General features: G+C 42.7%; 24 protein-coding genes, 3 tRNA genes and 2 pseudogenes. 16 read left to right on the top strand and 13 right to left on the bottom strand.

From position 1 onward, the window contains the following. Position 1: 1 nt before the first annotated feature. The gene (locus WAE57_RS07520; protein WP_337709720.1) at positions 2-1,204 is read right to left on the bottom strand and encodes an integrase arm-type DNA-binding domain-containing protein; all 1,203 of its coding nucleotides are present in this window, start codon (positions 1,202-1,204) and stop codon (positions 2-4) included. A 183-nt stretch (positions 1,205-1,387) separates the two neighbouring features. Beyond that, positions 1,388-1,477, bottom strand: a tRNA-Ser gene (locus WAE57_RS07525). Positions 1,478-1,598: 121 nt separating this feature from the next. Between WAE57_RS07525 and WAE57_RS07530 the strand changes: the two genes are divergently transcribed. Then, on the top strand, positions 1,599-3,476 hold the full coding sequence (locus tag WAE57_RS07530; RefSeq protein ID WP_337709721.1) for a potassium transporter Kup: 1,878 nt from the start codon (positions 1,599-1,601) through the stop codon (positions 3,474-3,476). A 736-nt stretch (positions 3,477-4,212) separates the two neighbouring features. Here WAE57_RS07530 and WAE57_RS07535 read toward each other — a convergent pair. Continuing rightward, positions 4,213-4,401 (bottom strand): annotated as a pseudogene (locus WAE57_RS07535) (hypothetical protein); the annotation flags it as partial. 255 nt (positions 4,402-4,656) lie between these two features. Between WAE57_RS07535 and WAE57_RS07540 the strand changes: the two are divergent. Beyond that, complete coding sequence (locus tag WAE57_RS07540) at positions 4,657-5,772, top strand: DNA/RNA non-specific endonuclease (protein ID WP_086174648.1); 1,116 nt, start codon at positions 4,657-4,659, stop codon at positions 5,770-5,772. A gap of 69 nt (positions 5,773-5,841) precedes the next feature. Further along, positions 5,842-6,087 (top strand): hypothetical protein, encoded by a 246-nt coding sequence (locus WAE57_RS07545; protein ID WP_337709724.1) that lies wholly within the window; start codon positions 5,842-5,844, stop codon positions 6,085-6,087. Between the two features lie 68 nt (positions 6,088-6,155). Here WAE57_RS07545 and aqpZ read toward each other — a convergent pair. Both aqpZ and WAE57_RS07555 read right to left on the bottom strand, forming a co-directional pair. Next, positions 6,156-6,828, bottom strand: a pseudogene (gene aqpZ, locus WAE57_RS07550) (aquaporin Z). A 132-nt stretch (positions 6,829-6,960) separates the two neighbouring features. Continuing rightward, positions 6,961-7,962, bottom strand: a complete 1,002-nt coding sequence (locus WAE57_RS07555) for an AraC family transcriptional regulator ligand-binding domain-containing protein (RefSeq protein WP_337709726.1) — start codon at positions 7,960-7,962, stop codon at positions 6,961-6,963. Positions 7,963-8,067: 105 nt separating this feature from the next. Here WAE57_RS07555 and WAE57_RS07560 point away from each other — a divergent pair, with 105 nt between their 5' ends. Then, positions 8,068-8,664, top strand: coding sequence for a hypothetical protein (locus WAE57_RS07560; RefSeq protein ID WP_337709727.1), 597 nt, complete (start codon positions 8,068-8,070; stop codon positions 8,662-8,664). A 373-nt stretch (positions 8,665-9,037) separates the two neighbouring features. On the opposite strand, the gene hisF is transcribed toward WAE57_RS07560, so the two are convergent. After that, complete coding sequence (gene hisF, locus WAE57_RS07565) at positions 9,038-9,799, bottom strand: imidazole glycerol phosphate synthase subunit HisF (protein ID WP_337709808.1); 762 nt, start codon at positions 9,797-9,799, stop codon at positions 9,038-9,040. A 110-nt stretch (positions 9,800-9,909) separates the two neighbouring features. Here hisF and WAE57_RS07570 point away from each other — a divergent pair, with 110 nt between their 5' ends. Genes WAE57_RS07570 through WAE57_RS07580 form a run of 3 tightly spaced genes read left to right on the top strand, consistent with a single transcriptional unit; the run spans position 9,910 to position 11,920 of the window. Next, on the top strand, positions 9,910-10,860 hold the full coding sequence (locus WAE57_RS07570; RefSeq protein ID WP_337709728.1) for a homoserine kinase: 951 nt from the start codon (positions 9,910-9,912) through the stop codon (positions 10,858-10,860). A 14-nt stretch (positions 10,861-10,874) separates the two neighbouring features. Further along, positions 10,875-11,498, top strand: coding sequence for a DUF1294 domain-containing protein (locus WAE57_RS07575; protein WP_337709729.1), 624 nt, complete (start codon positions 10,875-10,877; stop codon positions 11,496-11,498). A 29-nt stretch (positions 11,499-11,527) separates the two neighbouring features. After that, positions 11,528-11,920 carry a hypothetical protein gene (locus WAE57_RS07580; protein ID WP_337709730.1) on the top strand — a complete coding sequence of 131 codons (393 nt, stop codon included), beginning with the start codon at positions 11,528-11,530 and terminating at the stop codon, positions 11,918-11,920. A gap of 312 nt (positions 11,921-12,232) precedes the next feature. Here WAE57_RS07580 and WAE57_RS07585 read toward each other — a convergent pair whose 3' ends face one another. Continuing rightward, a complete protein-coding gene (locus WAE57_RS07585; protein ID WP_337709731.1) occupies positions 12,233-12,592 on the bottom strand; it encodes a helix-turn-helix domain-containing protein in 360 nt (119 codons plus the stop codon). A gap of 96 nt (positions 12,593-12,688) precedes the next feature. Between WAE57_RS07585 and WAE57_RS07590 the strand changes: the two genes are divergently transcribed. After that, positions 12,689-14,020: an APC family permease gene (locus WAE57_RS07590; RefSeq protein ID WP_337709732.1), complete on the top strand. Its 1,332-nt coding sequence runs from the start codon at positions 12,689-12,691 to the stop codon at positions 14,018-14,020. 41 nt (positions 14,021-14,061) lie between these two features. Further along, entirely contained in the window at positions 14,062-15,480 is a 1,419-nt protein-coding gene (locus WAE57_RS07595) for an FAD-dependent oxidoreductase (RefSeq protein ID WP_337709734.1), read from the top strand. 182 nt (positions 15,481-15,662) lie between these two features. Here the strand turns inward: WAE57_RS07595 and WAE57_RS07600 are convergent, their stop codons facing one another. The 6 genes from WAE57_RS07600 to hisB all read right to left on the bottom strand — a co-directional run bounded on the left by WAE57_RS07600 (position 15,663) and on the right by hisB (position 20,100). Then, positions 15,663-16,565, bottom strand: coding sequence for a DMT family transporter (locus tag WAE57_RS07600; protein WP_337709736.1), 903 nt, complete (start codon positions 16,563-16,565; stop codon positions 15,663-15,665). Positions 16,566-16,635: 70 nt separating this feature from the next. After that, complete coding sequence (gene hisA, locus WAE57_RS07605; protein ID WP_086174636.1) at positions 16,636-17,367, bottom strand: 1-(5-phosphoribosyl)-5-[(5-phosphoribosylamino)methylideneamino]imidazole-4-carboxamide isomerase; 732 nt, start codon at positions 17,365-17,367, stop codon at positions 16,636-16,638. Between the two features lie 67 nt (positions 17,368-17,434). Beyond that, the gene (locus tag WAE57_RS07610) at positions 17,435-18,112 is read right to left on the bottom strand and encodes a 3'-5' exonuclease (protein WP_337709738.1); all 678 of its coding nucleotides are present in this window, start codon (positions 18,110-18,112) and stop codon (positions 17,435-17,437) included. A gap of 104 nt (positions 18,113-18,216) precedes the next feature. Beyond that, a complete protein-coding gene (locus tag WAE57_RS07615; protein ID WP_337709740.1) occupies positions 18,217-18,747 on the bottom strand; it encodes a DUF805 domain-containing protein in 531 nt (176 codons plus the stop codon). Positions 18,748-18,889: 142 nt separating this feature from the next. Next, on the bottom strand, positions 18,890-19,507 hold the full coding sequence (hisH, locus tag WAE57_RS07620; RefSeq protein WP_337709742.1) for an imidazole glycerol phosphate synthase subunit HisH: 618 nt from the start codon (positions 19,505-19,507) through the stop codon (positions 18,890-18,892). Further along, positions 19,507-20,100 carry an imidazoleglycerol-phosphate dehydratase HisB gene (hisB, locus tag WAE57_RS07625; RefSeq protein WP_067725592.1) on the bottom strand — a complete coding sequence of 198 codons (594 nt, stop codon included), beginning with the start codon at positions 20,098-20,100 and terminating at the stop codon, positions 19,507-19,509. The genes hisH and hisB overlap by 1 nt, the downstream gene beginning before the upstream one ends. Positions 20,101-20,197: 97 nt before the next feature. On the opposite strand from hisB, the gene WAE57_RS07630 reads away from it, so the two are divergent. The 7 genes from WAE57_RS07630 to WAE57_RS07660 all read left to right on the top strand — a co-directional run bounded on the left by WAE57_RS07630 (position 20,198) and on the right by WAE57_RS07660 (position 23,876). Continuing rightward, complete coding sequence (locus WAE57_RS07630) at positions 20,198-20,575, top strand: GNAT family N-acetyltransferase (RefSeq protein ID WP_337709747.1); 378 nt, start codon at positions 20,198-20,200, stop codon at positions 20,573-20,575. A 198-nt stretch (positions 20,576-20,773) separates the two neighbouring features. Further along, positions 20,774-20,849: transfer RNA gene (locus WAE57_RS07635), tRNA-Phe, on the top strand. 135 nt (positions 20,850-20,984) lie between these two features. Beyond that, positions 20,985-21,060: transfer RNA gene (locus tag WAE57_RS07640), tRNA-Phe, on the top strand. 269 nt (positions 21,061-21,329) lie between these two features. Then, positions 21,330-21,854 carry a hypothetical protein gene (locus WAE57_RS07645; protein WP_337709749.1) on the top strand — a complete coding sequence of 175 codons (525 nt, stop codon included), beginning with the start codon at positions 21,330-21,332 and terminating at the stop codon, positions 21,852-21,854. Positions 21,855-21,931: 77 nt separating this feature from the next. Next, entirely contained in the window at positions 21,932-22,381 is a 450-nt protein-coding gene (locus WAE57_RS07650) for a hypothetical protein (protein WP_337709751.1), read from the top strand. A gap of 30 nt (positions 22,382-22,411) precedes the next feature. After that, entirely contained in the window at positions 22,412-23,113 is a 702-nt protein-coding gene (locus tag WAE57_RS07655; RefSeq protein WP_337709753.1) for a hypothetical protein, read from the top strand. Between the two features lie 28 nt (positions 23,114-23,141). Then, a complete protein-coding gene (locus WAE57_RS07660) occupies positions 23,142-23,876 on the top strand; it encodes a class I SAM-dependent methyltransferase (RefSeq protein ID WP_337709755.1) in 735 nt (244 codons plus the stop codon). Positions 23,877-24,007 lie beyond the last annotated feature (131 nt).

Below are 24,007 nucleotides of genomic sequence, written 5' to 3' on the forward strand. Positions count from 1 at the left end.
ATTAAGCTTGAATAATTTTAAGCTTTGGTAAAGGCACAATTTTATCTCTCAACCCATCAATAAAATCAGACCAGTCTTGCATCATCTTTGTTCTGTATTCTAAGTGCTGTGCATGGTTATATGCTTGAGAAACGGCATTACCTACTCTGTGTGCTAACTGAATTTCAATGGCGTCATGCATATAGCTTTGCTCATGTAATGTTGTAGAAGCAAGCCCACGAAAGCCATGCCCAGTCATCTTACCATTATAGCCCATTGTACGAATCACACAGAGCAAAGCATTGCTGCTCATCGGTTTGGCTGTACTGTGGTTATAAAAAACATATTGCTTATTGCCTGTGAGAGGCCGTAGTCCTTCTATTAGCTCAATTGCCTGCCTAGATAATGGAACAATGTGAGGCTGTGCCATTTTCATTTTTTCTGCCGGAATTCTCCATAAATAATTATCAAAATCAATCTCATTCCACTCCATCATTCTCAATTCAGCAGTGCGAACAAAAGTTAAAGTCATCAGCTGTATGGCTGTCTTGATTATTGGATTGCCATGATAGCGGTCCATACGTTCAAGGAAGGGTGGAAATTCAGAAATATCTAAGCGTGCCATATGCTTTGTTTTCCGCGGTTTTAAGGCCTCTCCTAAGTGCGGTGTAGGGTCGTTCTCAATAAGTCCTTTACGGATGGCAAAACGAAAAATACGGCCAGCGAGAGGGATGGATCGTTTGGCCATTTCTAGTGCGCCGCGAGCTTCGATTTTTTTGGCGCAGGCGAGCACATCTTTTCCTTTGATTTGATCAATAGGCATATTGCCTAAAGCCGGGAACAGGTCTTTTTCAAATACGGAGAGATCCCGGAGGTATGTGGTTTCTTTAATGACGGCTTTGCGGTCTTCCATCCACTCCATTGCAAGTGATTTAAAAAGCGTATTTTCATCGGCATGCAATTTTTTTTGCTTTTTGGCCTCATTGGGATTGATCCCATCTTTAAGTCTTAAGCGCGCTTCATCTCTGGCGCGGCGGGCTTGCGCAAGCGTGGTTTCAGGATATGAACCAATACTGAAGATATTTTCTTTACCATTGAAGCGAAATTTCATCCGCCAATGCATACCGCCAGAAGGCGTGACTTCCAAGTACATGCCTTTTTCATCAGCATATTTAGCTTTCTTTTCTGCTGGTTTGATTTTTCTAACAAAAGCATCTGTAAGCATTGCAATGGTTTCCGTAGAAATCTGGGGGTATAAAAATGGGGGTAATTAATTATACCCCCAGTTATACCCCCGAATATATCGGGATTGCAACAGATAAAGTGGATCGTATTAGACACAAAAAAAGCCTAAACCCTTTAGGTTTAAGCTTTTTAAGACCTCATGAATCATCATGAGAACAGAATATGGCGGTGAGAGAGGGATTCGAACCCTCGATACGCGCAAACGTATACACACTTTCCAGGCGTGCTCCTTCAGCCACTCGGACACCTCACCATTGCGCCGCGATAATAGCGAAAAAAAGCCCTTCTGCCAAGTTGAAACAATTGATTTAGAGCAAAAGTTTTTGCTCAGTGATATCATTGCGAAAAAATAGTGTTCAAAACGAAGACGAAATATGCAAAGTACTGCACAAAAAGCCGCATTGCCTGCGATTACTCTGGCAGCATTAGGGGTTGTGTTTGGAGATATTGGAACCAGTCCACTCTATGCATTGAAAGAATCATTCCATACAGTACATGGCTTGGGGATTAATCCTGAAAATGTATTGGGTATTTTGTCGATTATTTTTTGGACCATGACACTGGTCATTACCATTAAATATGTCGCGATTGTTATGCGTGCAGATAACAATGGCGAAGGCGGAATTATGGCGCTGTTGGCCTTAAATTTGCGTAATACAAATTTTAGTGATCAAAAAAAGTTACTGTTAATCGCAATTGGTTTTATAGGTGCTTCCCTGTTTTTTGGGGATGGCATCATTACCCCCGCAATTTCAGTGTTATCTGCAGTTGAAGGGCTTTCTATCGCTACAAATGTTTTAGACCCTTATATTGTACCAATCGCCATGACGATTGTGACCATATTGTTCATCATGCAAAAGTATGGAACAGCCTTTGTGGGCAAGTTTTTTGGTCCATTAACTTTATTATGGTTTTTAGCACTCGGATTCTTGGGAATCTCCAGCATTATTCAGACTCCTGTGGTTTTGGGGATGTTTAGTCCACATTGGGCTTTCCAGTTTATTGTTACTAATCCCTTAATGACCTTCTTTATTATGGGTGCGGTAGTGCTGACCGTGACAGGCGGGGAAGCCCTGTATGCCGATATGGGCCATTTTGGTCCTGTTCCTATTCGCTTGGCATGGTTTTTTGTGGTGTTACCTTGTTTGTTAATTAACTATGCAGGTCAGGGGGCATTATTACTTCGCGATCCAAGTGCGATTCAAAATCCATTCTATTTGTTGGTACCTGAATGGGCTCTATACCCCATGATTTTCTTGGCAACGATGGCCGCGGTCATTGCCTCTCAAGCTGTTATTTCAGGGGTGTTCTCTTTAGCACGTCAAGCCATTCAATTGGGTTATTTACCACGACTGACCATTAAGCACACCTCAGATTCAGAACAGGGACAAATTTATGTGCCTTTACTGAACTGGGTTTTGCTGGCCTCTATTATTGTGCTGATCTTGATTTTCCAAACCAGTTCACGCTTATCTCATGCTTATGGTCTGGCTGTGACCATGACCATGTTATGTGACACATTACTGATTGCTGTGTTTATTCGTTACACATGGAAATGGAACCTACCGAAACTGATGTTGCTGATTATTCCATTCTTGGTATTGGACTTGGTATTGGTAAGCGCAACCTCACTCAAAGTATTCTCTGGGGGGTGGGTTCCACTGTTGATTGGTGGAATTGCTTTCCTTCTATTAATGACATGGAAAGAAGGGCGTGAACTGACCTTCGCCAAGCTCCAGCAAGATACCTTGCCTTTAGATATATTCGTGCAAAGTATCGATGAGCAAGCCAATTGGGTAGAAGGGGAAGCTATATTTCTCACGGGTACTCCCACCGTGGTGCCGCATGCCATGTTGCATAATATGAAGCACAATAAAGTCTTGCATCAGAAAAATATTATTTTGACGGTTAAAATTCAAGATGTTCCTTACGTTGCTGATCAGGATCGGTTCCAAGTAGAAATGATGAATCGGCATTTTTATCGGGTTGAGCTATTTTACGGTTTTAAAGATGAGATGAATATTCCGCAGGCACTCGAAGCGGTCTATCAATCGATTGAACTCGAATATAATTTGATGCAAATCAGCTTCTTTGTTTCGCGTGAACGAATTATTAGTACAGTGGGTGATGGTATGGCCTCTTGGCGTGAAAAGCTGTTTATTTCGATGCAGCGCAATACCAGTCCGGTGAGTGACTTTTATCGGATTCCTCCCAATCGTGTGGTTGAATTAGGTAGTCAAATCGAAATATAAGTTTCAGATCGTGTAGACAATAAAAAACCAAGGTGGAAAATCCTTGGTTTTTTATTTGGAGGATGAAAGCCTGAAAAGAGTGTGATTAGTTCTCTGTTACGTCAGCCACTGGCACTTCAGGAGATGCATTGACTGGTTCATCTGTAGCATCAGCTTTAGGTGCTGCCTGTACTGCGTCATTTGGCTGTGTAGCTTCAGGTGTTGCTGCAAATGCTTCATTTGTAGCAGTCGCGTCAGCAGTATCTACTGGTGTTGCAGCCGCAGATTCACTGTTTACACCACTCTGAGGCATATTGGCCGTATTCGCTGCCGCATTGATAGAAGAATCCGGCATCAGCGCTGATGTCGCAGCGGAACTGCTATCAGTTACAGGTGCCTGTACAGCTGCCGCTTCTTGATTGCCCATTTGTTCAGCTTGTTGGGCGGCTAATTCGGTATCGGGTTGCATTGGATCTACATTTTTAGATGCAGCCTGAGCTGTTTGCTCGGTAGCAGGTGCATTTGCCTGTTTTGTAGCCGGGTCAACGGCTTGTGCCCCGGTATTCATTTCTGGGCTTTGAGTTGCAGTTGCATCTGAAGCAGAGGTGGTTTGCGCTTCGGTTTCAGATGCAGCTTGGGTGGCCTCAGCATTTTGTGCTGTGGTATTGAGCTCGGCAGTTTGTGGAGCGGCTTGGTCTGCAGTGGTATCCGCAGCAGCATTGCTTTGCAATTCGGTTTCAGCAGCAACTTGGTCTGCATCAACAATACGGATTTGACCGTTGGCCACTAAATCTTGAATGGAACCGGCTTGACCATTTACCGTAGTGTTAACTTTGACTTGAGATAGGCTTTCTAAAGTATCACCCGGTTGAATGGCGGGTTCTGCGAATGCGGTTGCACTCATCATTCCTGTAACTAGACTCAAACCTAAAAGCTTAAAATGCATAAAATACTCCGTAGAAATAATTATCTAGAATTTTTGCGTATTTTTACCTTGTCATAAGCATGATCGGTTTTTCAATCAAACATACGTAAAGCTATTAAGACTTGTTAGAAAAGCTTTAGAAAATTAGACATACTGTTACAACAACTGTGCTTTTGTTAACCAATTTTAGCCTAAATGTTAAGCAAATAAATTTTGCTACATATACTTCATTTTCTCTGCTTGTTAAGCTCGTGAAAAATGGGTGTTGGTCACACAATGGCAATTAAGAAACGTAAAACCGGTCAATCTTTGATGCAAATTTTAAACCAGAATAGTTTAAAAATTATTTTGGGCGTAGTCGCGACCAGCAGTTTTGCAATTGCCTTTGGACAGGAAAAAATTCAACGGCTGGTCTCATTGCCGTCTTCATCAAACTCGGCCTGTCTGGACCAGTTTTATCGTGATATTCCGCCTTATTTGGCCAAAGAAAGCCTGAAGAAAAATACGTATCCGCTCTGTTTTAACGGTTTTAATGTGATGTATTCTGGGGTATCCAAAACCCCTTTGTGGGTGGCTGAAGCCTTGACTCCGCAGCGTTTGAGCCAAAAAATTCCTCGTGAAGACAGCTTTCATGAAGAAACCGGCGTAAAAGCAGAACATCGGGCAACCTTGTCAGATTACAAAGCATCAGGTTATGACCGCGGACACATGGCACCGAATGCCGATATGCCGAATAAAGCGGCGCAGTTTGACAGCTTCTCGTTGGCCAACATGGTGCCACAGGCACCGAAGAATAATCAGCAGGTGTGGCGAGAGCTAGAAGAGGCGACTCGTGCTATTGTGACCAAGCAAAAGCAGGATGTTTATCTTGTTACTGGGCCGGTATATTCGGCTAAAAAGCTGAAGATGATTGGTAAGGGGGTGATTGTTCCAACAGCCACCTATAAAGCCATCTACATACCTAAAACCGGGGCGGCAGGTGTGTACTATGCCGACAATACCCTGAAGGATACCGCACCAAAAGTTCAGGTGATCAGTATATGTGCTTTGGAAGATCTCACTGGAATTAATATTTTCCCGCAGTTAACCGAAGACCAAAAGCGCAATACTTATAATTTGCCATTAACCGCAACGGCTGTGAAAGCCAATAAGCAAATCACTTATTCACATTGGGATGCAGAAAGCCAATGTGCTGAGGAAGTCGGTACAGATCAGCTGACTGCTTTGCAAAAACAGTTTAAATCTTCATCGGTTAATCCGAGTTCTTCAACTCAAGCAGCATCGGGTGAGAACAAGAACAGTACGCCTACTATCGCTCCAAATACCCAAGATGCGATTGTTAAACAATTGATTGAAGGACTTTTACAGTACATTTTGCAGTTGTTGAAATAAGCTTTTTTTAGGTAGGATGATGGCAATCATCCTACTTTTTAAATAACAACAACGATCAGTGAGAATACAATGTTCAGGCCTTTTGTAAATGGTAATGAATCGCACGCCATTCATGACTTAACTATAGAAAACCAAGAAGACTGTGTCAGTATTTATGGCAATTTACAACTGACCAAGGATCAGGCTGGACTGCAGGCTGCCAAAGCGTTGCAGAATTATATCAATGCCGTGGTCAGTGCTTTGGAAAGTGAACCCGATCTTCCGGAAAAAATTGATCGTCAAGATGAACAGGAAATTGAAAATCCATTCTTATAAGCAGTCCCATGTTCCACATGGAACAAAAAAAAAGCTCACCGATGTGAGCTTTTTTATGGTCAGAAGTTTTAGTCTTTTTCACGGGCCACCACTTTATAAATGAGTGCACCCAGAATTGCACCAAAAATAGGGGCTACCCAGAATAGCCAAAGTTGGCTTAAAGCCGCAGTTTGCGCAAAAAAGGCCACACCGGTACTACGTCGAGGTATTGGTGACTGGAATACTGATTAAATGAATCAGGGTTAAAGCCAAACCAACAGCCATTGGTGCAAAAACTGCCGGTGCACGTTGATCCGTAGAACCCATAATCACAATCAGGAAAAATGCAGTCAATACAATTTCAATGATCAGTGCCGAAGTCATGGAATAGTGCCCAGGCGATAACTCGGCAAAACCATTGCTGGAAAAGCCTGCTGTACCGGAAAAACCGGCCTGAACCTGTATGATCAGATACAATACCAGCCCAGCTAAAGACGCGCCGATCACTTGAGAAATAATATAAGGAATCAGGTGTTTGGCATCAAAACGACCACCGAACCATAAGCCTACACTCACTGCAGGGTTGAAATGACCCCTTGAAATATGACCTAAGGCATACACTCCTGTCAGGCCGAAAGCCAAGGACACACCGGCAAAGCCAATGCCCAAGTCAGGAAAGGTTGCTGCAAGTACGGCACTGCTGCAACCACCAAAGACTAACTAGAATGTTCCAATCAATTCGGCAAGATATCTATTATTCATTTTATTCTCCAGATGCTGCTATTTATTTTTTTTAATCATTCAGTATATTTTATATTTATTGAGAAATTACTTGTTTCTTAATCACAATATGATGAACAGACATGACATTCACATGGCCATCTGGATCCAGCTTTATGCATATTGTTGTTGTCGCCATTGTTGCGGTGTCATGCTTGTCCACTGCTTAAACGCACGCTGGAAGACACTTTGCTCGGAATAGCCGAGCAATAAGGCAATTTCTTGCAGGCTGAGATGTCGGTCTTTTAAATATTGCTCCGCCAATAAATGTCGTACTTCTTGCATGCGTTGCTGATAGGTGGTGTCTTGTTGTTGCAAATGGCGTTGCAGTTGGCGTACCGACATATGTAACTGTTTGGCAATAGGTTCGATTTGATACTGGTTTTTTTGCAGCCCGATGAGAATGGCTTTTTGCAGACGATGATCGAGCTGGGTGGAATTGGGAAGCTTATCTAATAGGGCATGGGCTTGTTGCATCAGCAAATGCTGCAAGGTCTGATCCCCTTGACGTATAGGTTTAGTCAGCTGATGAATGGGTGCAATAATTTGGGCCTTAGGCTGGGAAAACAGGACTTTGCAATTGAAGTATTGTTCATAGATGGCCACATTTTTGGGTGCAGGATGAATAAAGTGCACTTCATGTATATGAATATCTTTAAATTCCAGAAAATGTTTTAAAAATTGCACCATCAGGGCAATGGCATTTTCCTGGGTAATTTGCGTGGTCAAATGAAAGGGGATGTATCCCCAGCCAAGCGCAAGATATCCATCCTGTATATTGAGCTCTAAGGAACTACCATCATAGATCAGTCGATGAAAATCATGATAACGGTATAAGGCTTCCCCCAAAGTGTTGCAGGACAGGGCGATATAGGCAATGATGCCTAAATGTTTAGGCTGGACATGTTCGGCAATATCCAGGCCTAATGCCGGAATTTGCAGATGTTGATCTATATCTGTTAGCAAATCACGCCAGAGACAGAAGTCAAAACGTTCCAGATTCTGAACTTGTTCAAGTTTTTCAGAAATAGCTAAGCCTTTGGCCTGACTATAGGCATAAATTAAATGTCCAAGTCCACCATATACGGAGCCTGTGTAGTCTTTAGAATGTGGCATATTGATCTTTTTATTATCGTAATTTGTCAATTAAATATTATTTTATAGTTAGCATTTTGCACATTTTATGATCTATATTCAATATGGAATAAGGAGAAAATAGATATGTGGAAAGGTTTTTTGGTTGGGCTGGTGGTGGCTAACGGTTTTGAATGGGTGGCACACAAATATATTTTGCATGGTACACATCGCAGTGGAAAGCCTCGTTATAGCCCTGTGCCCGACAGCATGAAGTCCCATTGGGAACATCATCGTGAAGTCAGAAAAACGGCATTTCATGACCATGGCTATGTCGAAGGTCTTGCAAATTGGCGCACTAAAAATGAAATTGCCTCCTTAGCAGTAGTTGCTGGCGTGTTTGGTACACTATTTTATCCTGTATCCAAAGGCATGGCACTGTCTACGGTATATAGCGCCTGTAATTATTATTATATTCACCGCCGTGCCCATTTAGAGCCAGAATGGGCCATGAAAAAAATTCCCTGGCATTATGATCATCATATGAATTCCAATCAGGATGCCAACTGGTGTGTGACCAAACCTTGGTTTGATTACATTCTGGGAACTCGGGTTATTTCATCGCCAGAATTGCAGGAGAAAAATCCATTAGGAATCCAGCTTCCCGGCACAGTTTCAAATCTGTTGAACGGCATAACTGATCGCTATTTTCCGGCAAAATGGGTAGAAAAACAGGAGAAATGATTATTTTCTCAGAATGGATTGTCATTTTTATTGTTCAGGAAGATATCGCGATAAAATAGCCAGAAGTCACGACTACTGAGATCTTGTCGTAATTTGTCAATATTTTCGGCATTAATGGTCAATGTTTTTGTTACTTTTTTGTTATATATTTGTTTTCGAAATCAGGTTGGCCTAGTTAACTTGACGAGTCACTGTATATGTCATTTTATTGTTTTTACTTTTCAAGAAACCGCGCTGTAGTTTTCTTGGTTTATAGGGAGTCTTCAAGACTCCTTTTTTTTATCTGCAATTTTTGTGCAGGCTTGATTTCAGAGCTGATCTATAAATAAAAAAAGAGTGGGGAACCACTCTTTTTGAGATTAGCAAGTATCATCTAGAGACGCATTTCAATCCCTTGTGCTGCAAGATATTGTTTTGCTTCCGGAATGGTGTATTGGCCAAAGTGGAAAATAGAGGCTGCCAGTACCGCATCGGCACCACCCTTGAGAATACCGTCAGCCAAATGCTGCAAGTTACCTACACCACCAGAAGCAATGGTTGGAATGGTCACACGGTCATTGATGTTACGCATTAATGCCAGGTCATAACCGGCTTTGGTGCCATCGGCATCCATAGACGTAATTAAAAGTTCGCCCGCACCGTAATTGGCCATTTTCACTGCCCATTCAATGGCATCAATCCCGGTTGGTTTACGGCCACCATGAGTGAAAATTTCCCATTTGTTGTCACCGGTTTTCTTGGCATCAATCGCGACCACAATACATTGGGCGCCAAAGCGTTGCGAAGCTTCCTGAACAAATTCCGGGTTAAATACCGCAGCAGAGTTGATACTGACTTTATCGGCACCGGCATTCAGCAACAGGCGGATATCTTCAACTTTACGTACCCCGCCACCTACAGTTAAAGGTACAAATACGCTTTCTGCCATGCGTTCAACGGTACGGTAAGTAGTATCACGGCCGCTTGAGGTTGCGGTAATGTCCAGGAAGGTAATTTCATCGGCACCTTGTTCGTTATAACGGCGAGCCACTTCAACCGGGTCGCCTGCATCACGAATATCAAGGAACTGTACACCTTTCACAACTCGACCATTATCTACGTCAAGGCAAGGAATAATACGTTTAGCAAGCATAATTTTTTCCAAAAATAACAGCCGATTATGAAACTTCGCCACGAAGGTGCTACACCTTGGTAGTTGTAGAAGGTATTCTATCAAAATTATGTAAGTTTTTTCGCAGGTTTTCTATGTCGGTTTATACCACTTTGACTTTACAGGAAGTTCAGGCTTTTGCAGCACCTTATGGATTAGAGGTGATTGAGCTGATTCCGATTCAAGGAGGTATTCAGAATACAAACTATTTTTTAGTCTGTGAAAATGCAAAGCAGTATGTGCTGACCGTATTTGAAGAAATGGATGAACAAGGGGCAGCGGAGTTGGTTCCGGTACTTGAGCATTTGGGTAAACAGGGTCTGGCTGTTCCAGTACCGCTGAATTATGCGGGCAAGGCCATTCATACTTTAAAAGAGAAACCTGCGCAGATTGCGCCACGCATGCTGGGTAAACATCCCATGCCGGCAACGTTGGAACAGGCACAGGCGATTGCCGTTGCTCAGGCGAAAATCCATATTGCCTTACAGGATTTCCCTTTGGAACGTGCCGAGTATCGTAACCATGATTACTGGTTGCAAGTGGCTAAGGAATTAAAATCCACTTTGAATCCGGCAGATTCTATTCTACTTAGTGAAGTGCTGGGGTTATATGAAGCGCTTACGGCAGTATATCTAAACCGTCCGAAAGGCTTTATTCATTCCGATTTGTTCCGTGACAATACCTTGTTTGAAGGCAACGAATTGAAAGGAATCCTGGATTTTTACGAACTCAACAAAGATGAATTCCTTTTTGATATTGCCATTACCTTAAATGACTTCTGTACCGAATATCCTGAAGTTCATTTAAATGAAGCGAAAGCCCAAGCCTTTTTAGAAGCCTATGAAACGGTGCGCCCCCTGACTCAGGATGAAAAATCCTGTCTGGAAATTTATCTGGCCATGGCGGCAGCACGGTTTTGGCTGATGCGTTTACAAGTCGCACAAAAAAATGCACAACAAGGACGTACAGGAGATGATATTCTTCAGAAAAATCCTTTGGAAATGCGTAATATGCTGGTAGAACGACTAAAATTTGTGACGGCTTGATATAGGATATAAAAATGCGTGATCAGGGGCGATTAGTCGAATGGTTTGATGAAAAAGGCTATGGTTTTATTCAGCCCAATGATGCCTCGAAAGATCGCGTGTTTTTACATATCAAGGATTTTGCCCGTCAAGGGCCCCGTCCGATTGTGGGTTGTGCGCTTGAATATACGGTATTGCTGGATGGAGATGGACGTTATCGTGCCCAGCAGGTGACTTATCTTAAAGCGTCACAGACCAAAAAGAATGTGAGCAAGCCAAAGATCTCCAAGCAACCGGCACAAAAATTAAAACCGATGCAAATTGCCTGTATCGGTTATATTTTGGCTCTGGCCGTGTTTACCATAGCGGGTTTATTAAGTGGCATGGTGCTGTTATTTATTAGCGTGATTAATGCCATCACTTACTGGATGTACGCTCAAGATAAAGAAGCTGCCTTGCAAGGTAATCGCCGCGTACCCGAGCAAACCCTGCATCTGTTATCTTTTCTGGGAGGCTGGCCTACTGCATGGCTGGCTCAGGAAAAACTGCGCCATAAAACACAAAAACAACCCTTTAGAAAGATTTATTTTTGTACTATAGCCTTGAACATACTTTTGATTTTATGGCTGATTTCTCCTTTCAATGTGCTGAAATTTTAAGGAGAACCTTCCCTTTATAAGGCATGACAATGAATTATTCTATAGATCAAGATCCCAATCGTACGCTCACTTTAATTCTTTATATCCTGTACATTATTGCCATTTTTACGGGGGGCTTATTGGCCGTTGTTGCTCTGATCATTAACTATATAAAGCGCAATGAGGTACGGGGCTCCATTTTTGAAAGTCATTTTAGCTGGCAAATCCGATCCTTCTGGTGGTATCTGTTTTGGAACCTGATTGCCTTTATTCCTTTTATTTTCCTGTTTTTCACGGGTGAAAACATGGATGTATTTACTGGGGTTGCCTTAGGCGCAAGTGCATTTTGTCTGCTGGTAATTGGCATTTCTTGGATCTGGATTGTGTATCGTGCTATTCGCGGTATTATTTGTCTGAATGACAATCAGCCTATGTATCAATAACAACGGATCTAAAAAAATGAAGGTGGTAATAGCCACCTTTTTTATGCGCTATAATGAATCATCTGTTTAAACAGATGCATTAATTTAATTCTTTTGTAAAAAATCAGTTTACCTTTTTAATTTTTATAGCATACTTTTTTAGTTAAGTTACTTTACTTTTTTAATATTTAAAATTTACTTTTTTATTTTAATAAGTTTACTTTTTTAATATTTATAATTTACATTTTTAATAAAATTAATATACATTAATGTACAGTTATTTATATAAGTTTAATTTCTATTTTTTTATTTAAATTTAGCCTGGTTTTAGGCTTAAGAATAAAACCGACCGCGACGGCGGCGTAGTCCTAAAACATGAATTGCACGCACCAAAACTGCATAAGAAACTGCATAGCCAAAACGTTGCTCAAATAATGTTACAAGGTCGCTAATATTCTTAAATTTTGTATTTTTTACAAATACTTGAAATTCATTCCAGTCTTTAATATGACTCGGTGCGCCGCGGTTTTTTGCCGGTTTTGGTAGTAAGTCTCCGGTTTCTTCTTCCAGCTTGATCCACGCATCCAGCGTCACACGAGAAATGTTGAATTCTTTGCATACTGCAACTTTGTAATCAGTTTTTTTATACATTTGAATGGCTGATTTTCGAGTTTCTAAACTGTACTTTGGCATTTACTCGCGCCTGAATTAAATATTTATTTTTTATTATATGGCATAGTCGTTGCAAATGAACAAATAACTCAAATAAATAATGTTCAGGTGACAGCTATGGAGAAAACACAAGTCTCTTTCAAAAAAATGTCGTTATGGCAAGTCGTCATCCTTGGTGTGGCTTATATGACCCCAATGGTGGTGTTTGATACTTTTGGTATTGTGTCCGGAATCACCGATGGCCGGGTACCCTTGGCTTATATTTTTGCTTTGGTGGCGATGCTGCTGACTGCATTTAGCTATGCACGCTTTAGCCGGCAAACTGAAAAACCCGGTTCTGCCTATACCTACACCGCGGAATCTTGTGGAGCCAAAGCTGGCTTCTTTGTGGGCTGGTGTTCCTTGCTCGACTACATCTTGCTGCCTTTAGTGAATGCCTTGTTGGCCGGGATTTATCTGGAAGCGGTTATTCCCAGCGTACCTTACTGGATGTGGGTCACGCTGTTTGCAGGCCTGGTCACACTCATTAACTGTTTCCGCATTAATTTCCTTGCCAATCTCAGTCTGGTCTTTGTGGTCGCACCTTTATTGCTGATGGTGCTATTCATCTATCTGGTGATTCGCGGTGTAGGTGAGGGACAAGGGTATGAGCACGTGTTGACTCTTGCGCCATTATTTAATGGTGACAGCTCCATCCTGCCCTTGATTGCAGGGGCATCCATTCTGTGCTTTTCATTCCTGGGCTTTGATGCGGTGACCACCATGTCGCATGAAACTCGAGATCCGAAACGAACCATTCCACGTGCGGTGATGCTCACTACACTGGCAGGCGGCATCATTTTCCTGACTGCATCCTGGTTTATTCAACTCTATTTTCCAAGCAATGTCCGTTTTAACAACCCGGATGAAGCCTTGCCTGAAATTGTGCTGTATGTCGGTGGAGCATTGTTCCAGTCGGTATTTCTGTGTGCACAAATTATGAATACCTTCGCTTCAGGTCTGGCAACCCATGCCAGTGCATCCCGTCTGATTCATATTATGGGTAAAGATGGTATTTTTCATAGAGAAACTTTTGGGCAAGTTCACAGCAAATTAGGTACACCGCTTTATGCAGTACTCTTGGTTGGTTTGATTTCCCTGACTGCCATCGCCCTTGACCTGGCAACTGTGGTGAGCATGATTAGCTTCGGGGCTTTGATTGCCTTTACAGCAGTCAATTTTTCAGTTTTCGTCAAATTTTATGTCCGTGACCAGCAACGCCACGGGATGAAAAATATCTTTTTGAACCTGATTTTACCGTTTATTTCGGTCGGCGTGATCATGTGTTTATGGTTCAACCTGGAGCGTTCAGCACTGTTGTTTGGTTGTGGCTGGCTGTCTGTCGGGATTGTGATCTTCCTGTACAAAAAACTGAAAAAGCAAACCATTGTGATTGGCAACGCCTACTAAAAGATTGCCGCAAATTTTGAAATGAATTGAAGATGGGAAGAATGAACATGAATATACAAAAGCCAGTATTTTTAAATGATGTAGAGTTTAAAGCCAGCGTAAACCAACAAAGTGGCAAGGAATGGAACTGGGTTAATCCAAAGCATGGTGCATTTGGGCATCCTGCGAATTACTATGAAAGTTCACTGGAACAATGGCACCAGTTTGATGCCTTGAGTGCCGATATTGAATGTGATGTGGTGGTAATTGGTGGCGGCTTGCTGGGGGCATCAACCGCTTTGCATCTGGCAGAACAGGGCGTGGAGACGGTTCTGGTCGAGAAAAACCGGATTGGCAGTGCGGCTTCTGGAAGAAATGGCGGGCAATTGACTCCTGGTTTGGCACGTTGGGAAGCGGCAGAAATGATTGAACATTTCAGTTATGCAGATGCCAAAAAACTCTGGCACTTTACCTCAACCGAAGCCATGGCTTTAATTGATTCGATTGCATATCAATACGATCTGGACTTGCAGCGTAAACGTGGACATATCACCGCTGCCGTACATGAAGGGCATCTGGTCGGTTTAACTCAAGGTGCCGATGCACGCAAGTTTTTGGGTGAGGCCCATACTCAAGTGGTGGGCAAGCATGAGCTGAAAGAACACATTGCCTCTGACAATTATTGTGGTGGTTTGCTGGATGCTCTGGGTGGACATATTCATCCCCTGGCTTTAAACAGGGGGTTGGCTTATGGTTTCTGTAAAAATGGCGGCAAAGTCTATGAGCAAACTGAAGTCACTGCAGTAGAAGAACGGGAAGATGGTATTTATGTGACCACCACCAGTGGCGTGATCAAAGCCCGTAAAAGTGTGGTGATGGGGGTGCATCATGCCTCCTTTAAGTTGCTGCAAAAGAATAATCAGACCACGATTCCGTTCTATACCTATGTCTGTACCACAGCTCCATTAGAAGTTGATTTAAAAGAATTATTACCAACAGATGCGCCGGTATATGACACACAATTCCAGATCGACTATTACCGTGGTGTATCTCAAAACCGCCTATTGTTTGGTGGTGAGGGGACAGGCTCATGCTGGAATCCTGAAAAAACCCATCAGTATTTATTGGGCCGGATTCAACATGTGTTTCCGCAATTAAAAAGTGTCGAGCTGGATTTTGTCTGGAGTGGAACCACTGACCTGACCATGAATGGTGCAGCAGATAGCCGCAAGTTTGGCAACAGATTCCCAATTTATGCGGTACAGGGTTGGAGCGGCCATGGCGTAGCGCAAACGGTACGTATCGGTAAGGCAATTGCGGATGATTTCTGTGGCAAAGCGGATGACTTCAATATGCTGACTCGTATTCATCATCAGGACATTCTGTTTGGTCGTGCACTGGCACCCGTGGTCATTCCGGTAGCAAAAAGCGCCTATGGGCTGGGTGCATTGATTAATCCGGGGAAGATGGTGTCGTTTTAAATATCTTTCCTTCAACAAAAACCGAGAAGGATTCTTCCTCTTCCTGTGGGAGAGGATTCAGGAGAGAGCAACAATGTGCAGTGAAAAATTCGAATTTCTCATGGTCTTGAAATTAATCTGTCCTAACAGCTCCTGGAAGGTGAGGAATTTTCTTTAGAGAAATATTAGGAGAAAGAGATCTTTTAAGGATTCACTTCTTTATTTTTCTTCAAAAACTTCGGTTTCCACTCACTGACAATCACTCCTAAAACCACCAACACTCCACCAAGGATGGCCAGTAAGGGCAAACGCTCACCCGCGATCCGGCCAATCAGGGCTGCCCAAACTGGTTCTCCCGAGTAGATAATCGCTGCTTGAGATGGATCAACTTCGCGTTGCGCCCAGTTCATCACCAGTTGAATGACGGCACTGGCAAAACCTAAGCCAATTAAAATGATCACCAGCGGCCAGGAAAACACCGGATTCCAGCTTTCACCCGCCAAAGGCATCATGCAAAAAGCAAAAATCGAGGCAAAGCCGAGTTGAATCACGGTGACACGACGGATATTGACTTTAGCAGCAAAAAAACCAATCAGAATAATTTCCATGGCAATAGCAATTGAACCGAGAATGGTGATCATTTGTCCAAAGTTCAGTTGTACTTGCCCAAGGCCATTGCCGGTTAAAAAGACCAGACCTAAAAAGGCCAGCACTGTGCCACACCAGGTCATGAATTGCGGGGTTTTACGGAACAGTAACCATAAAAGAATCGGCACAAGAGGTACATAAAGCGCCGTTAAAAAGGCCGATTCACTGCTGCTGATGCTTTGCAGTCCAATAGTTTGCGTGCCATAACCCAAGGCAATCACCAGACCAATCAAAGCTCCTGCTGTGATTTCCTTGAGTTGGATTCCACTTAAATCTTTCCAGGAAAAAAGACCCACGAACAGCATGGCTGCGGCAAAACGACAGCCGACAAAAAACATCGGACTGGCAAAATTTAAACCGTATTGCACGGTGATAAATGAGCCGCCCCAAATTATGGTAATTAAAATTAAGGCAAGCTGCGGAGTTTTGGTTTTAAACCAGGAAGGGGCGTTTGACATGTCTATACAGCGAAGAAATTTATTGAAATAAAAAAGAGGTCCGAAGACCTCTTAAGAATGGATCGACATATTAAATGGATTGATCATCCCAAAGTGATTGCGCTTCACGAAGATTCAGTGTGCCTTCATAGATTGCACGACCAGTAATCGCACCTAAAATGCCCGGCTGGCCTTTTAATTTACGAACGTCATCAAGATTGGTTACACCGCCAGAAGCAATTACAGGCAAACCTGAATAGGTTGCAAGATTAACGGTCTGTTCGATGTTTACACCTTGCATCATACCGTCACGTGCGATGTCGGTATAGACAATGCTCGATACACCGGCATCAGCAAAACGTTTAGCAAGATCAGTCGCTTTTACGTCAGTGACATTTGCCCAGCCATCGGTTGCCACCATGCCATTCATGGCATCGATACCCACAATAATGTGACCCGCGAATTTCTTGCAGGCTTCTTCAACAAATTCAGGATCTTGAACTGCTTTAGTACCAATAATCACGAAAGATACGCCAGCATCCAAGTAGTGTTCAATGGTTTCTAGCGAGCGAATACCACCGCCAATTTGAATGGGTAGCTCTGGTTGCGCTTTAGCAATGGCTTCAACCACAGGTTTGTGAATTGGTGTACCTGCGAAAGCACCGTTTAAATCCACCAGATGTAAGCGGCGTGCGCCTTCATTGACCCAATGCTGTGCAGTTGCAACCGGATCGTCAGAAAATACGGTATCGTCTTCCATACGGCCTTGTTTTAAACGGACACATTTGCCATCTTTCAGGTCAATTGCAGGGATGATCAGCATGCTTTCGCTCCTTGCCAAATCTTATTGAATTCATTGTGTTCCATCTTAACAAAGTATTGGCAAATCTCTAAGCATCAGTTACAGCTTTTATTTTGTTCGGGCGAATGCGTAATTTTAATGAGGTATTGGGAATATGTTTCGGGATTAAGCCCAAGCGCAGTAACTCTTCAAACACCAAAACCGGCGCATAGGCATCGGCAGCCGCATATTCAATTTGATGGTGAGTCAGGATTTTTCTTGCCCAGTTCGAGGTACTTATTTTTTTACTTTTTGGAAAATTGACCTGAAACAACAGTGCCATGGCATTTTTTAGCCCCATGGGATTGGAAAAGCCGAAGGCTGAAAAGCATTTCGACAGTTCAATGACACTATTCAGTTCGATGCCTTTTTTACGGAATAGATGGGCATCATTTTTTAAGCCAAAGCCAACTTTAATCTGATCGCGATTTTCAAAAATGGGTTTTAAAAACGCTAATATTTGTGGATTAATCTGGAACAAATAGGCTTTATCGGCACTGGCCAATTGAATTAAATGCGGACCAGTGGAAACTTCACCTTTTTCAAAGGTCGGTTTGGATTCGCTGTCGAAACCCAGAACAGCACAGTGTTTTAATTCTGCTTCCAAAGCATGACACTGTTCCAGGCTGTGAATGACCTGAATCTGTGTTGATGGAAGATTCTGAAATAAAGGGAAGGCCTGAATTTGTTCTTTGCTGGGCAGGATTTGAAGCAGCGACTCTTCCATAACAATTGATAGCGTGGTTTATTGTCATTCAGCTTAATTGTTTTTCAAATTTTAGGCAAAAATAAAGCCTGCATATTGCAGGCTTTAGTCATGTATAGCGGAAGCTATGAGTGGTTTTGCTCTGCTTGCTGCTGTATTTCTATTTGCGCTTGATGTGCGCGCTGTACATAGTCTTGATAAGCAGGGATAGCGATTGCAGCTAAAATACCGATTGGGAAAACCAGTACATAGAACCAGGCTAAAACTTTTTCCCAGGTTTCTGTGGTACGTGGTAGACCAAACTGGTTTTCATGTTCATCACCTTTGGCAAAGGTTAAATACACGGCTAAACCCAAATTGACCAATGGTATGAGCATCAGCAAAGACAACCAGCCACTTTGGTTCAGGTCATGCAGGCGACGAATCGCAAAAATAAAAGAGAAATAGATCATCGCAATATAGACAATGCCTAACAGCAACATGGGGAAAATTGACATGCCTTGACCGGGTTCTGGTGCAAAACCGGGAAGCAGGATGGCGCTCAGAATGCCCAGTGTCATCACCGCTAACAATAGCAGACCATTCCAGCCCAAATAGGATAAGCGCCCAAAACGGCCGGCTGCGTTTAGTGCGGAGTCTTTTGTTGTATCAATCATTATTATTTTCCTATATTTTTTAAATAAATATGTTGAATATTTGGTCAAAGCATAAGCATTTTTTAGCAAAAAACAAAGGAAAAAATCCCGAATAAATAAAAAGCCCACCGAAGTGAGCTTTTTTAAACTGACTGCAATGAGTTTAGATCTTCCATTCCACAAAGTTTTTCAGCAACTGTAGACCAGCGGTATGGCTCTTTTCAGGGTGGAACTGTGTTGCAAACAGGTTCTCTTTATGCAGCGCCGTGCAGAATTCTAAACCATAGTCACAAGTGGCAGCCACAATGCTTTTATCTTGAGGTTCGACATAGAAGCTATGCACGAAATAGAAACGTGCATCCTGTTCAATGTCTTTCCACATTGGATGACTTGGATCAGCCTGATGCACCTGGTTCCAGCCCATGTGCGGCACTTTTAAGCCTGCCATATCCGGAAAACGCTTTACTTCACCTGCAAAAATACCCAGCGCATCTGAACCGCCATTTTCTTCAGAGTGCTGCATCAACGCCTGCATGCCGACACAGATCGCAAGAACAGGTTTGTTGAATACGGCATGGCGTACCACTTCATCAATACCCGCTTCATGCATGCCTTGCATACAGTCACGCATTGCGCCTACACCGGGAAATACGATTTTATCGGCTTGGGCAATCAGCTTGGGATCATTGGTCACATCTACAGTTGCGCCAACATGTTCCAGGGCTTTGGCTGCAGAGTGTAAATTTCCCATGCCATAGTCAAGAAGGGCAATACGGGTCATTACAAAGTACCTTTGGTTGAAGCAACAGTGTTTTCTGCACGTGGATCGATTTCACATGCCATACGCAGCGCGCGTGCAAATGCTTTAAACACGCTTTCGATTTGGTGATGGCTGTTTTTGCCTTTCAGGTTGTCAATGTGCAGCGTCATTAAGGCGTGATTTACAAAACCTTGGAAAAATTCAGAGAATAAATCTACATCAAAACGACCAATCATCGAACGTGTAAATGGAATATCCATAAACAGACCTGGACGACCTGATAAATCGACTACTACACGACTTAAAGACTCATCTAGTGGTGCATAAAAATGACCATAGCGTTTTAAGCCTTTTTTGTCACCCAGGGCTTGGGCAAATGCTTGTCCAAGTGTGATCCCGCAGTCTTCTACGGTATGATGATCATCGATATCCAGGTCACCATCACAATGAATATCAATGTCAAATAAGCCATGTCGCTTGATTTGATCAATCATATGATCTAAAAATGGAACACCTGTGTTGAGAGTGCCTTGACCTGTACCATCAAGATTCACACGAACTCGGATTTTGGTTTCGTTAGTGTTTCTTACCACTTCACTGATACGTTGCGTCATAGACACGTTCCTCAAAAACGTCAAAAATGATGATGTAAAATGTTTTTTCGCGGGTGACGAAGTCCCCGCATATTAGATTGCTCAGGAGGGTTAATCAATGCCTATTACCGTACATGCTTATACTTCACTAGAAAATGACGAAGTGCGCAGCCAGCTTGAGCGACTGTATGACACCAGCCCGGAATTTGGTGACGGGCAGGATGCCATTGAACAACTAGAGCAAAACTTGGCTCAGTATACCTTAGTTTATATAGCAGAATTTAATACAAAATTGATTGGGGCGATTTGGTGTACCGGGCAGGGCGAAAGCCGGGTACTGGAAAATATTGTGGTACATCCGGCCAACCGTGGACGCGGGGTTGCAGAACGCCTGGTCAGTGAAGTGTGCCGGATGGAAGAAGAAAAAGGCGTGAAGACATTTGAACCGGGCTGTGGAGCAATTCATCGTTGTCTGGCTCATCTGGAAAAAATCTAAACCCGCCTGGCAAATAAAAAAGCAGCCTTGAGGCTGCTTTTTTATGAGGAAAAATATCGATGCCACTTAATAATGATTTGAGTTTTAAATAAAAAATAAGCAAATAAACGCCAAATTGCTGTAAAAATAAACGTTTGCTTTAAAAAGCCCAAAACTTGCTTGACTGAAAAACACTTAAACTGTTTAATACGCGGCATCGGCGTGATAGCTCAGTAGGTAGAGCAACGGATTGAAAATCCGTGTGTCCCCAGTTCGATCCTGGGTCTCGCCACCATATTTAAAATCTATTTTAAGATTTCAATCCCTGATCCCATCAGGGATTTTTTTTGGGTAAAAAATATTCGATCAAATAAAAATGTGATGAATTATATTGACTATTGATGACAGATACGGCTTAATACACGGCATTGGCGTGATAGCTCAGTAGGTAGAGCAACGGATTGAAAATCCGTGTGTCCCCAGTTCGATCCTGGGTCTCGCCACCATATTCAAAAAATCCTCAAACATTGTTTGGGGATTTTTTTTGCCTGTCTGTTGGGTATAAGTTTTATATCTGCATGCAAGCTGCGATAAAACACGAATAAGAATCGAATATCGTTCATAATTGTGGAGTTTTGAAACACCGTTTATCTGAGTCAATGTGAGCAAAAACGGAATTTCATGTAGGCTATAACTTATAAAGTTGCAGTTAGAAACATTTTCCTTGCATGGTGTGAAGCTGCATTGCCTTGAAATTACGTTACGAGTCAAGCTTATGAATCTTCTAAAAATCTCTGCGTTGGTGTTGATATTCGGTGGTACAGAAAGCATGATGGCCCATGCGGATGAAACTGTGACCTTGCCGACCCTGCAAGTGTTGGCTGAGCCAGAATTACGTAAAGAAACAGGGATTGTGCCGTATCAGAATGATGAGATGAATCGCCGTGCTTTACAGCATCAAATAATTCGTAATTCACGTGAAGCTCAAAACTTTATGATAGACAGTCATGTGGTTGCCAATCTTGAAATTCAGCCCTTACAATCACAGCCAGACCTCAATTCCTTACCTCCCTTACTTCAACAACATGTATTGAATATTGCTCAGGGTTTACAGTCGAGTGATCCTACGCAAGGCTTGTATATTATGTTGCAACCCTTTGGCATAGACCGTAGCAACAGTATGCAGCCCCTCGAACGTGGTCATCTACAGATCAACCTGAACAATATCAATATTGGTACGCTTGAACGTTCTGTGAATAATCCTCCTGTACCTGTGGTACCGACACCGAAAATGCAATAATTTTCTCGCTTTACATTTCCACAGGTTGAGGATTTCTTTCTTATAGAATCAAAGCAATAACTATTGGAGACTCTACAATGAAAAGAATCGCGCTCCCCGTATTCACTTTTTTATCGGTATTAGTCACGGCTTGTGGTGGTAGTGGATTTGAAGATCACTTCAACTCTTCTTTTGAGAAAACCTTTACCTTTGGTACGCAAACTTTTATTTGCCGCAGTGAAAAAGCGGCCAATGCCTGTGGTGGCGCAAATCAGGACTGTTCAGCCTGTGAGCTGGAATCACCTTCTTCAGTTGTTATTACTCAGCTATGTGCTCAACCTGGAGCAAATATCCATCAAGTGACAGTAAATGGCTGTGTGGCAAGACTGACCAATGATACCCAAACCGGACTTTGTACTTCGGAGGGATTAAGACTGCTTTCAGGAACCAATTTGACCAGGCAGCAAGTCGCTGCAGGGGCATTATTTCCTACAGGTAGCTTGAATATCACAGTCGGAAACCTGACTGAAACCATTAGCTGCAACTAAGTCGTGTATTTAAGCCGCATGAAATTTGTGATGCCGCTGCTGATTGGCATGCTGTGTTTTGGATTGGGCTATTTTGTTGCCCCATCCAGGCCTGAATCTGAACCATCTGTTCCTGAGCATACTCAGGATATGGCTGTGGAAAATTTTATCCAGACCATTCAGCAAAACACGCAAGCGCAACCTGACAATCATCGGGTATTGCAGCAACAGCTGAAAAAACAGAAAACCCAACTCAATAGTATTATCGATCAGGCCACACCCGAGCAGATCGATAAATATCTGTCGCAGGCTTTTCCGGACTATGATTTATCTACTATCCACAACAAGCGCGAGTTTGCCAAACGTCTGGTCGGTGAATTTGTCGATGCAAAAAATGATCCGAATGAGGCCATGACCGGTCAGGCCAACGTCACGGCGCAGCAACAATATATAGCCAATAACGTGCTGCCGAGACAGATTTATGCCGGACAGCAGCTTTTTGCCCATTTTGATACTTTAGGAAAAACGCCGAATAACCAGCAGGTTTTTGTTCGCTGGAGCAACCAGGCTACCGGTGAAGTGCTGTTTTTTATGCCTCAGCGCATCAGTGCCAATCGGGAACAAAACTGGGTCAGTTTTAATCCAGCAAAAGGCTGGAAAGTGGGTACATACGATGTTAAATATTATCAATTGAACGATCAGCTGGTGCCCATTGCCCAGACCAGTTTTAGAATCGATCAGATTATTGATTAAACTGATAAAAATATTTGAGCATCGTTAAATGAAAGATCTTTTTTCCAGCAATAGTTTGCGCTATAAGCAGGCCCGTCCGAGCTATTCCATTCAAATTGTCAAAGAAATTTTACGTCATGTACCAGAACGAACTTTTGCCTGGGATTGCGGCGCGGGCTCAGGTCAGTTTACCCAGCTTCTGGCTCCATATTTCGAGCATGTGCTGGCTACAGATATTAGCGAGGCTCAGTTACAACAAGCGCCTTATTTTGAAAATGTCAGCTATCAGGTACAAGCGGCAGAGCAGACCACCATTCCAGAGCAGTCCCTCGATTTGGTGACGGTGGCACAAGCGATTCACTGGTTTGACTTCGATGCATTTTATAAAGAAGTCAAACGGGTGCTTAAACCGCAAGGGATTTTTGCTGCCATTGGTTATGGCCTGATTGAGGTGCAGGATGCTGCGATTAACAGTTTGGTTCAACAGCTGTACTTTGAAACTCTAAACGGCTATTGGGATGCTGAGCGCCGTTATATTGATGAGTTGTATCAAAGCATTCCGTTTCCTTTTAATGAACAGGTTGTACCAGAGATGCATTTGCAATATCAATGGTCACCACAGCAACTGTTGAGCTATTTAAAAACATGGTCAGCGCTCAAGCATTACCAAGAAAAACACCATCATGACCCGCTTCAACTCATTTCAAACGCTTTACAAGCTGTGCCTGAAAACTTAGATGTAACATTTCCTGTACTTTTACGCGTTGGAATACGAGAAAAATAAAGATTATGACGGAATTTTTATGTCAGCGGGGCAGTAAAGCAGGAGAAGATAAAAATCTGATTTATAGAAACATGATCCAGCGTAGAGCTTTTTTATCGAAGCAGGTCTGATGTTTTTTAAGCGGTGAAATG

This window comes from Acinetobacter sp. NS-4 (genome assembly GCF_037402435.1).
Classification (GTDB): Bacteria; Pseudomonadota; Gammaproteobacteria; order Pseudomonadales; family Moraxellaceae; genus Acinetobacter.

What these genes read in the sequence shown, in the direction of transcription:
- WAE57_RS07570 (WP_337709728.1), top strand. Translation starts at nt 9,910, where the DNA reads ATGTCGGTTTATACCACTTTGACTTTACAGGAAGTTCAGGCTTTTGCA.
- WAE57_RS07590 (WP_337709732.1), top strand. Translation starts at nt 12,689, where the DNA reads ATGGAGAAAACACAAGTCTCTTTCAAAAAAATGTCGTTATGGCAAGTC.
- WAE57_RS07520 (WP_337709720.1), bottom strand. Translation starts at nt 1,204, where the DNA reads ATGCTTACAGATGCTTTTGTTAGAAAAATCAAACCAGCAGAAAAGAAA.
- hisB (WP_067725592.1), bottom strand. Translation starts at nt 20,100, where the DNA reads ATGACGCAACGTATCAGTGAAGTGGTAAGAAACACTAACGAAACCAAA.
- hisH (WP_337709742.1), bottom strand. Translation starts at nt 19,507, where the DNA reads ATGACCCGTATTGCCCTTCTTGACTATGGCATGGGAAATTTACACTCT.
- WAE57_RS07610 (WP_337709738.1), bottom strand. Translation starts at nt 18,112, where the DNA reads ATGGAAGAGTCGCTGCTTCAAATCCTGCCCAGCAAAGAACAAATTCAG.
- WAE57_RS07585 (WP_337709731.1), bottom strand. Translation starts at nt 12,592, where the DNA reads ATGCCAAAGTACAGTTTAGAAACTCGAAAATCAGCCATTCAAATGTAT.
- WAE57_RS07630 (WP_337709747.1), top strand. Translation starts at nt 20,198, where the DNA reads ATGCCTATTACCGTACATGCTTATACTTCACTAGAAAATGACGAAGTG.
- WAE57_RS07555 (WP_337709726.1), bottom strand. Translation starts at nt 7,962, where the DNA reads ATGCCACATTCTAAAGACTACACAGGCTCCGTATATGGTGGACTTGGA.
- WAE57_RS07580 (WP_337709730.1), top strand. Translation starts at nt 11,528, where the DNA reads ATGAATTATTCTATAGATCAAGATCCCAATCGTACGCTCACTTTAATT.
- WAE57_RS07655 (WP_337709753.1), top strand. Translation starts at nt 22,412, where the DNA reads ATGCCGCTGCTGATTGGCATGCTGTGTTTTGGATTGGGCTATTTTGTT.
- WAE57_RS07600 (WP_337709736.1), bottom strand. Translation starts at nt 16,565, where the DNA reads ATGTCAAACGCCCCTTCCTGGTTTAAAACCAAAACTCCGCAGCTTGCC.
- WAE57_RS07530 (WP_337709721.1), top strand. Translation starts at nt 1,599, where the DNA reads ATGCAAAGTACTGCACAAAAAGCCGCATTGCCTGCGATTACTCTGGCA.
- WAE57_RS07560 (WP_337709727.1), top strand. Translation starts at nt 8,068, where the DNA reads ATGTGGAAAGGTTTTTTGGTTGGGCTGGTGGTGGCTAACGGTTTTGAA.
- WAE57_RS07575 (WP_337709729.1), top strand. Translation starts at nt 10,875, where the DNA reads ATGCGTGATCAGGGGCGATTAGTCGAATGGTTTGATGAAAAAGGCTAT.
- WAE57_RS07595 (WP_337709734.1), top strand. Translation starts at nt 14,062, where the DNA reads ATGAACATGAATATACAAAAGCCAGTATTTTTAAATGATGTAGAGTTT.
- WAE57_RS07615 (WP_337709740.1), bottom strand. Translation starts at nt 18,747, where the DNA reads ATGATTGATACAACAAAAGACTCCGCACTAAACGCAGCCGGCCGTTTT.
- WAE57_RS07645 (WP_337709749.1), top strand. Translation starts at nt 21,330, where the DNA reads ATGAATCTTCTAAAAATCTCTGCGTTGGTGTTGATATTCGGTGGTACA.
- hisA (WP_086174636.1), bottom strand. Translation starts at nt 17,367, where the DNA reads ATGCTGATCATCCCTGCAATTGACCTGAAAGATGGCAAATGTGTCCGT.
- WAE57_RS07545 (WP_337709724.1), top strand. Translation starts at nt 5,842, where the DNA reads ATGTTCAGGCCTTTTGTAAATGGTAATGAATCGCACGCCATTCATGAC.
- WAE57_RS07540 (WP_086174648.1), top strand. Translation starts at nt 4,657, where the DNA reads ATGGCAATTAAGAAACGTAAAACCGGTCAATCTTTGATGCAAATTTTA.
- WAE57_RS07650 (WP_337709751.1), top strand. Translation starts at nt 21,932, where the DNA reads ATGAAAAGAATCGCGCTCCCCGTATTCACTTTTTTATCGGTATTAGTC.
- WAE57_RS07660 (WP_337709755.1), top strand. Translation starts at nt 23,142, where the DNA reads ATGAAAGATCTTTTTTCCAGCAATAGTTTGCGCTATAAGCAGGCCCGT.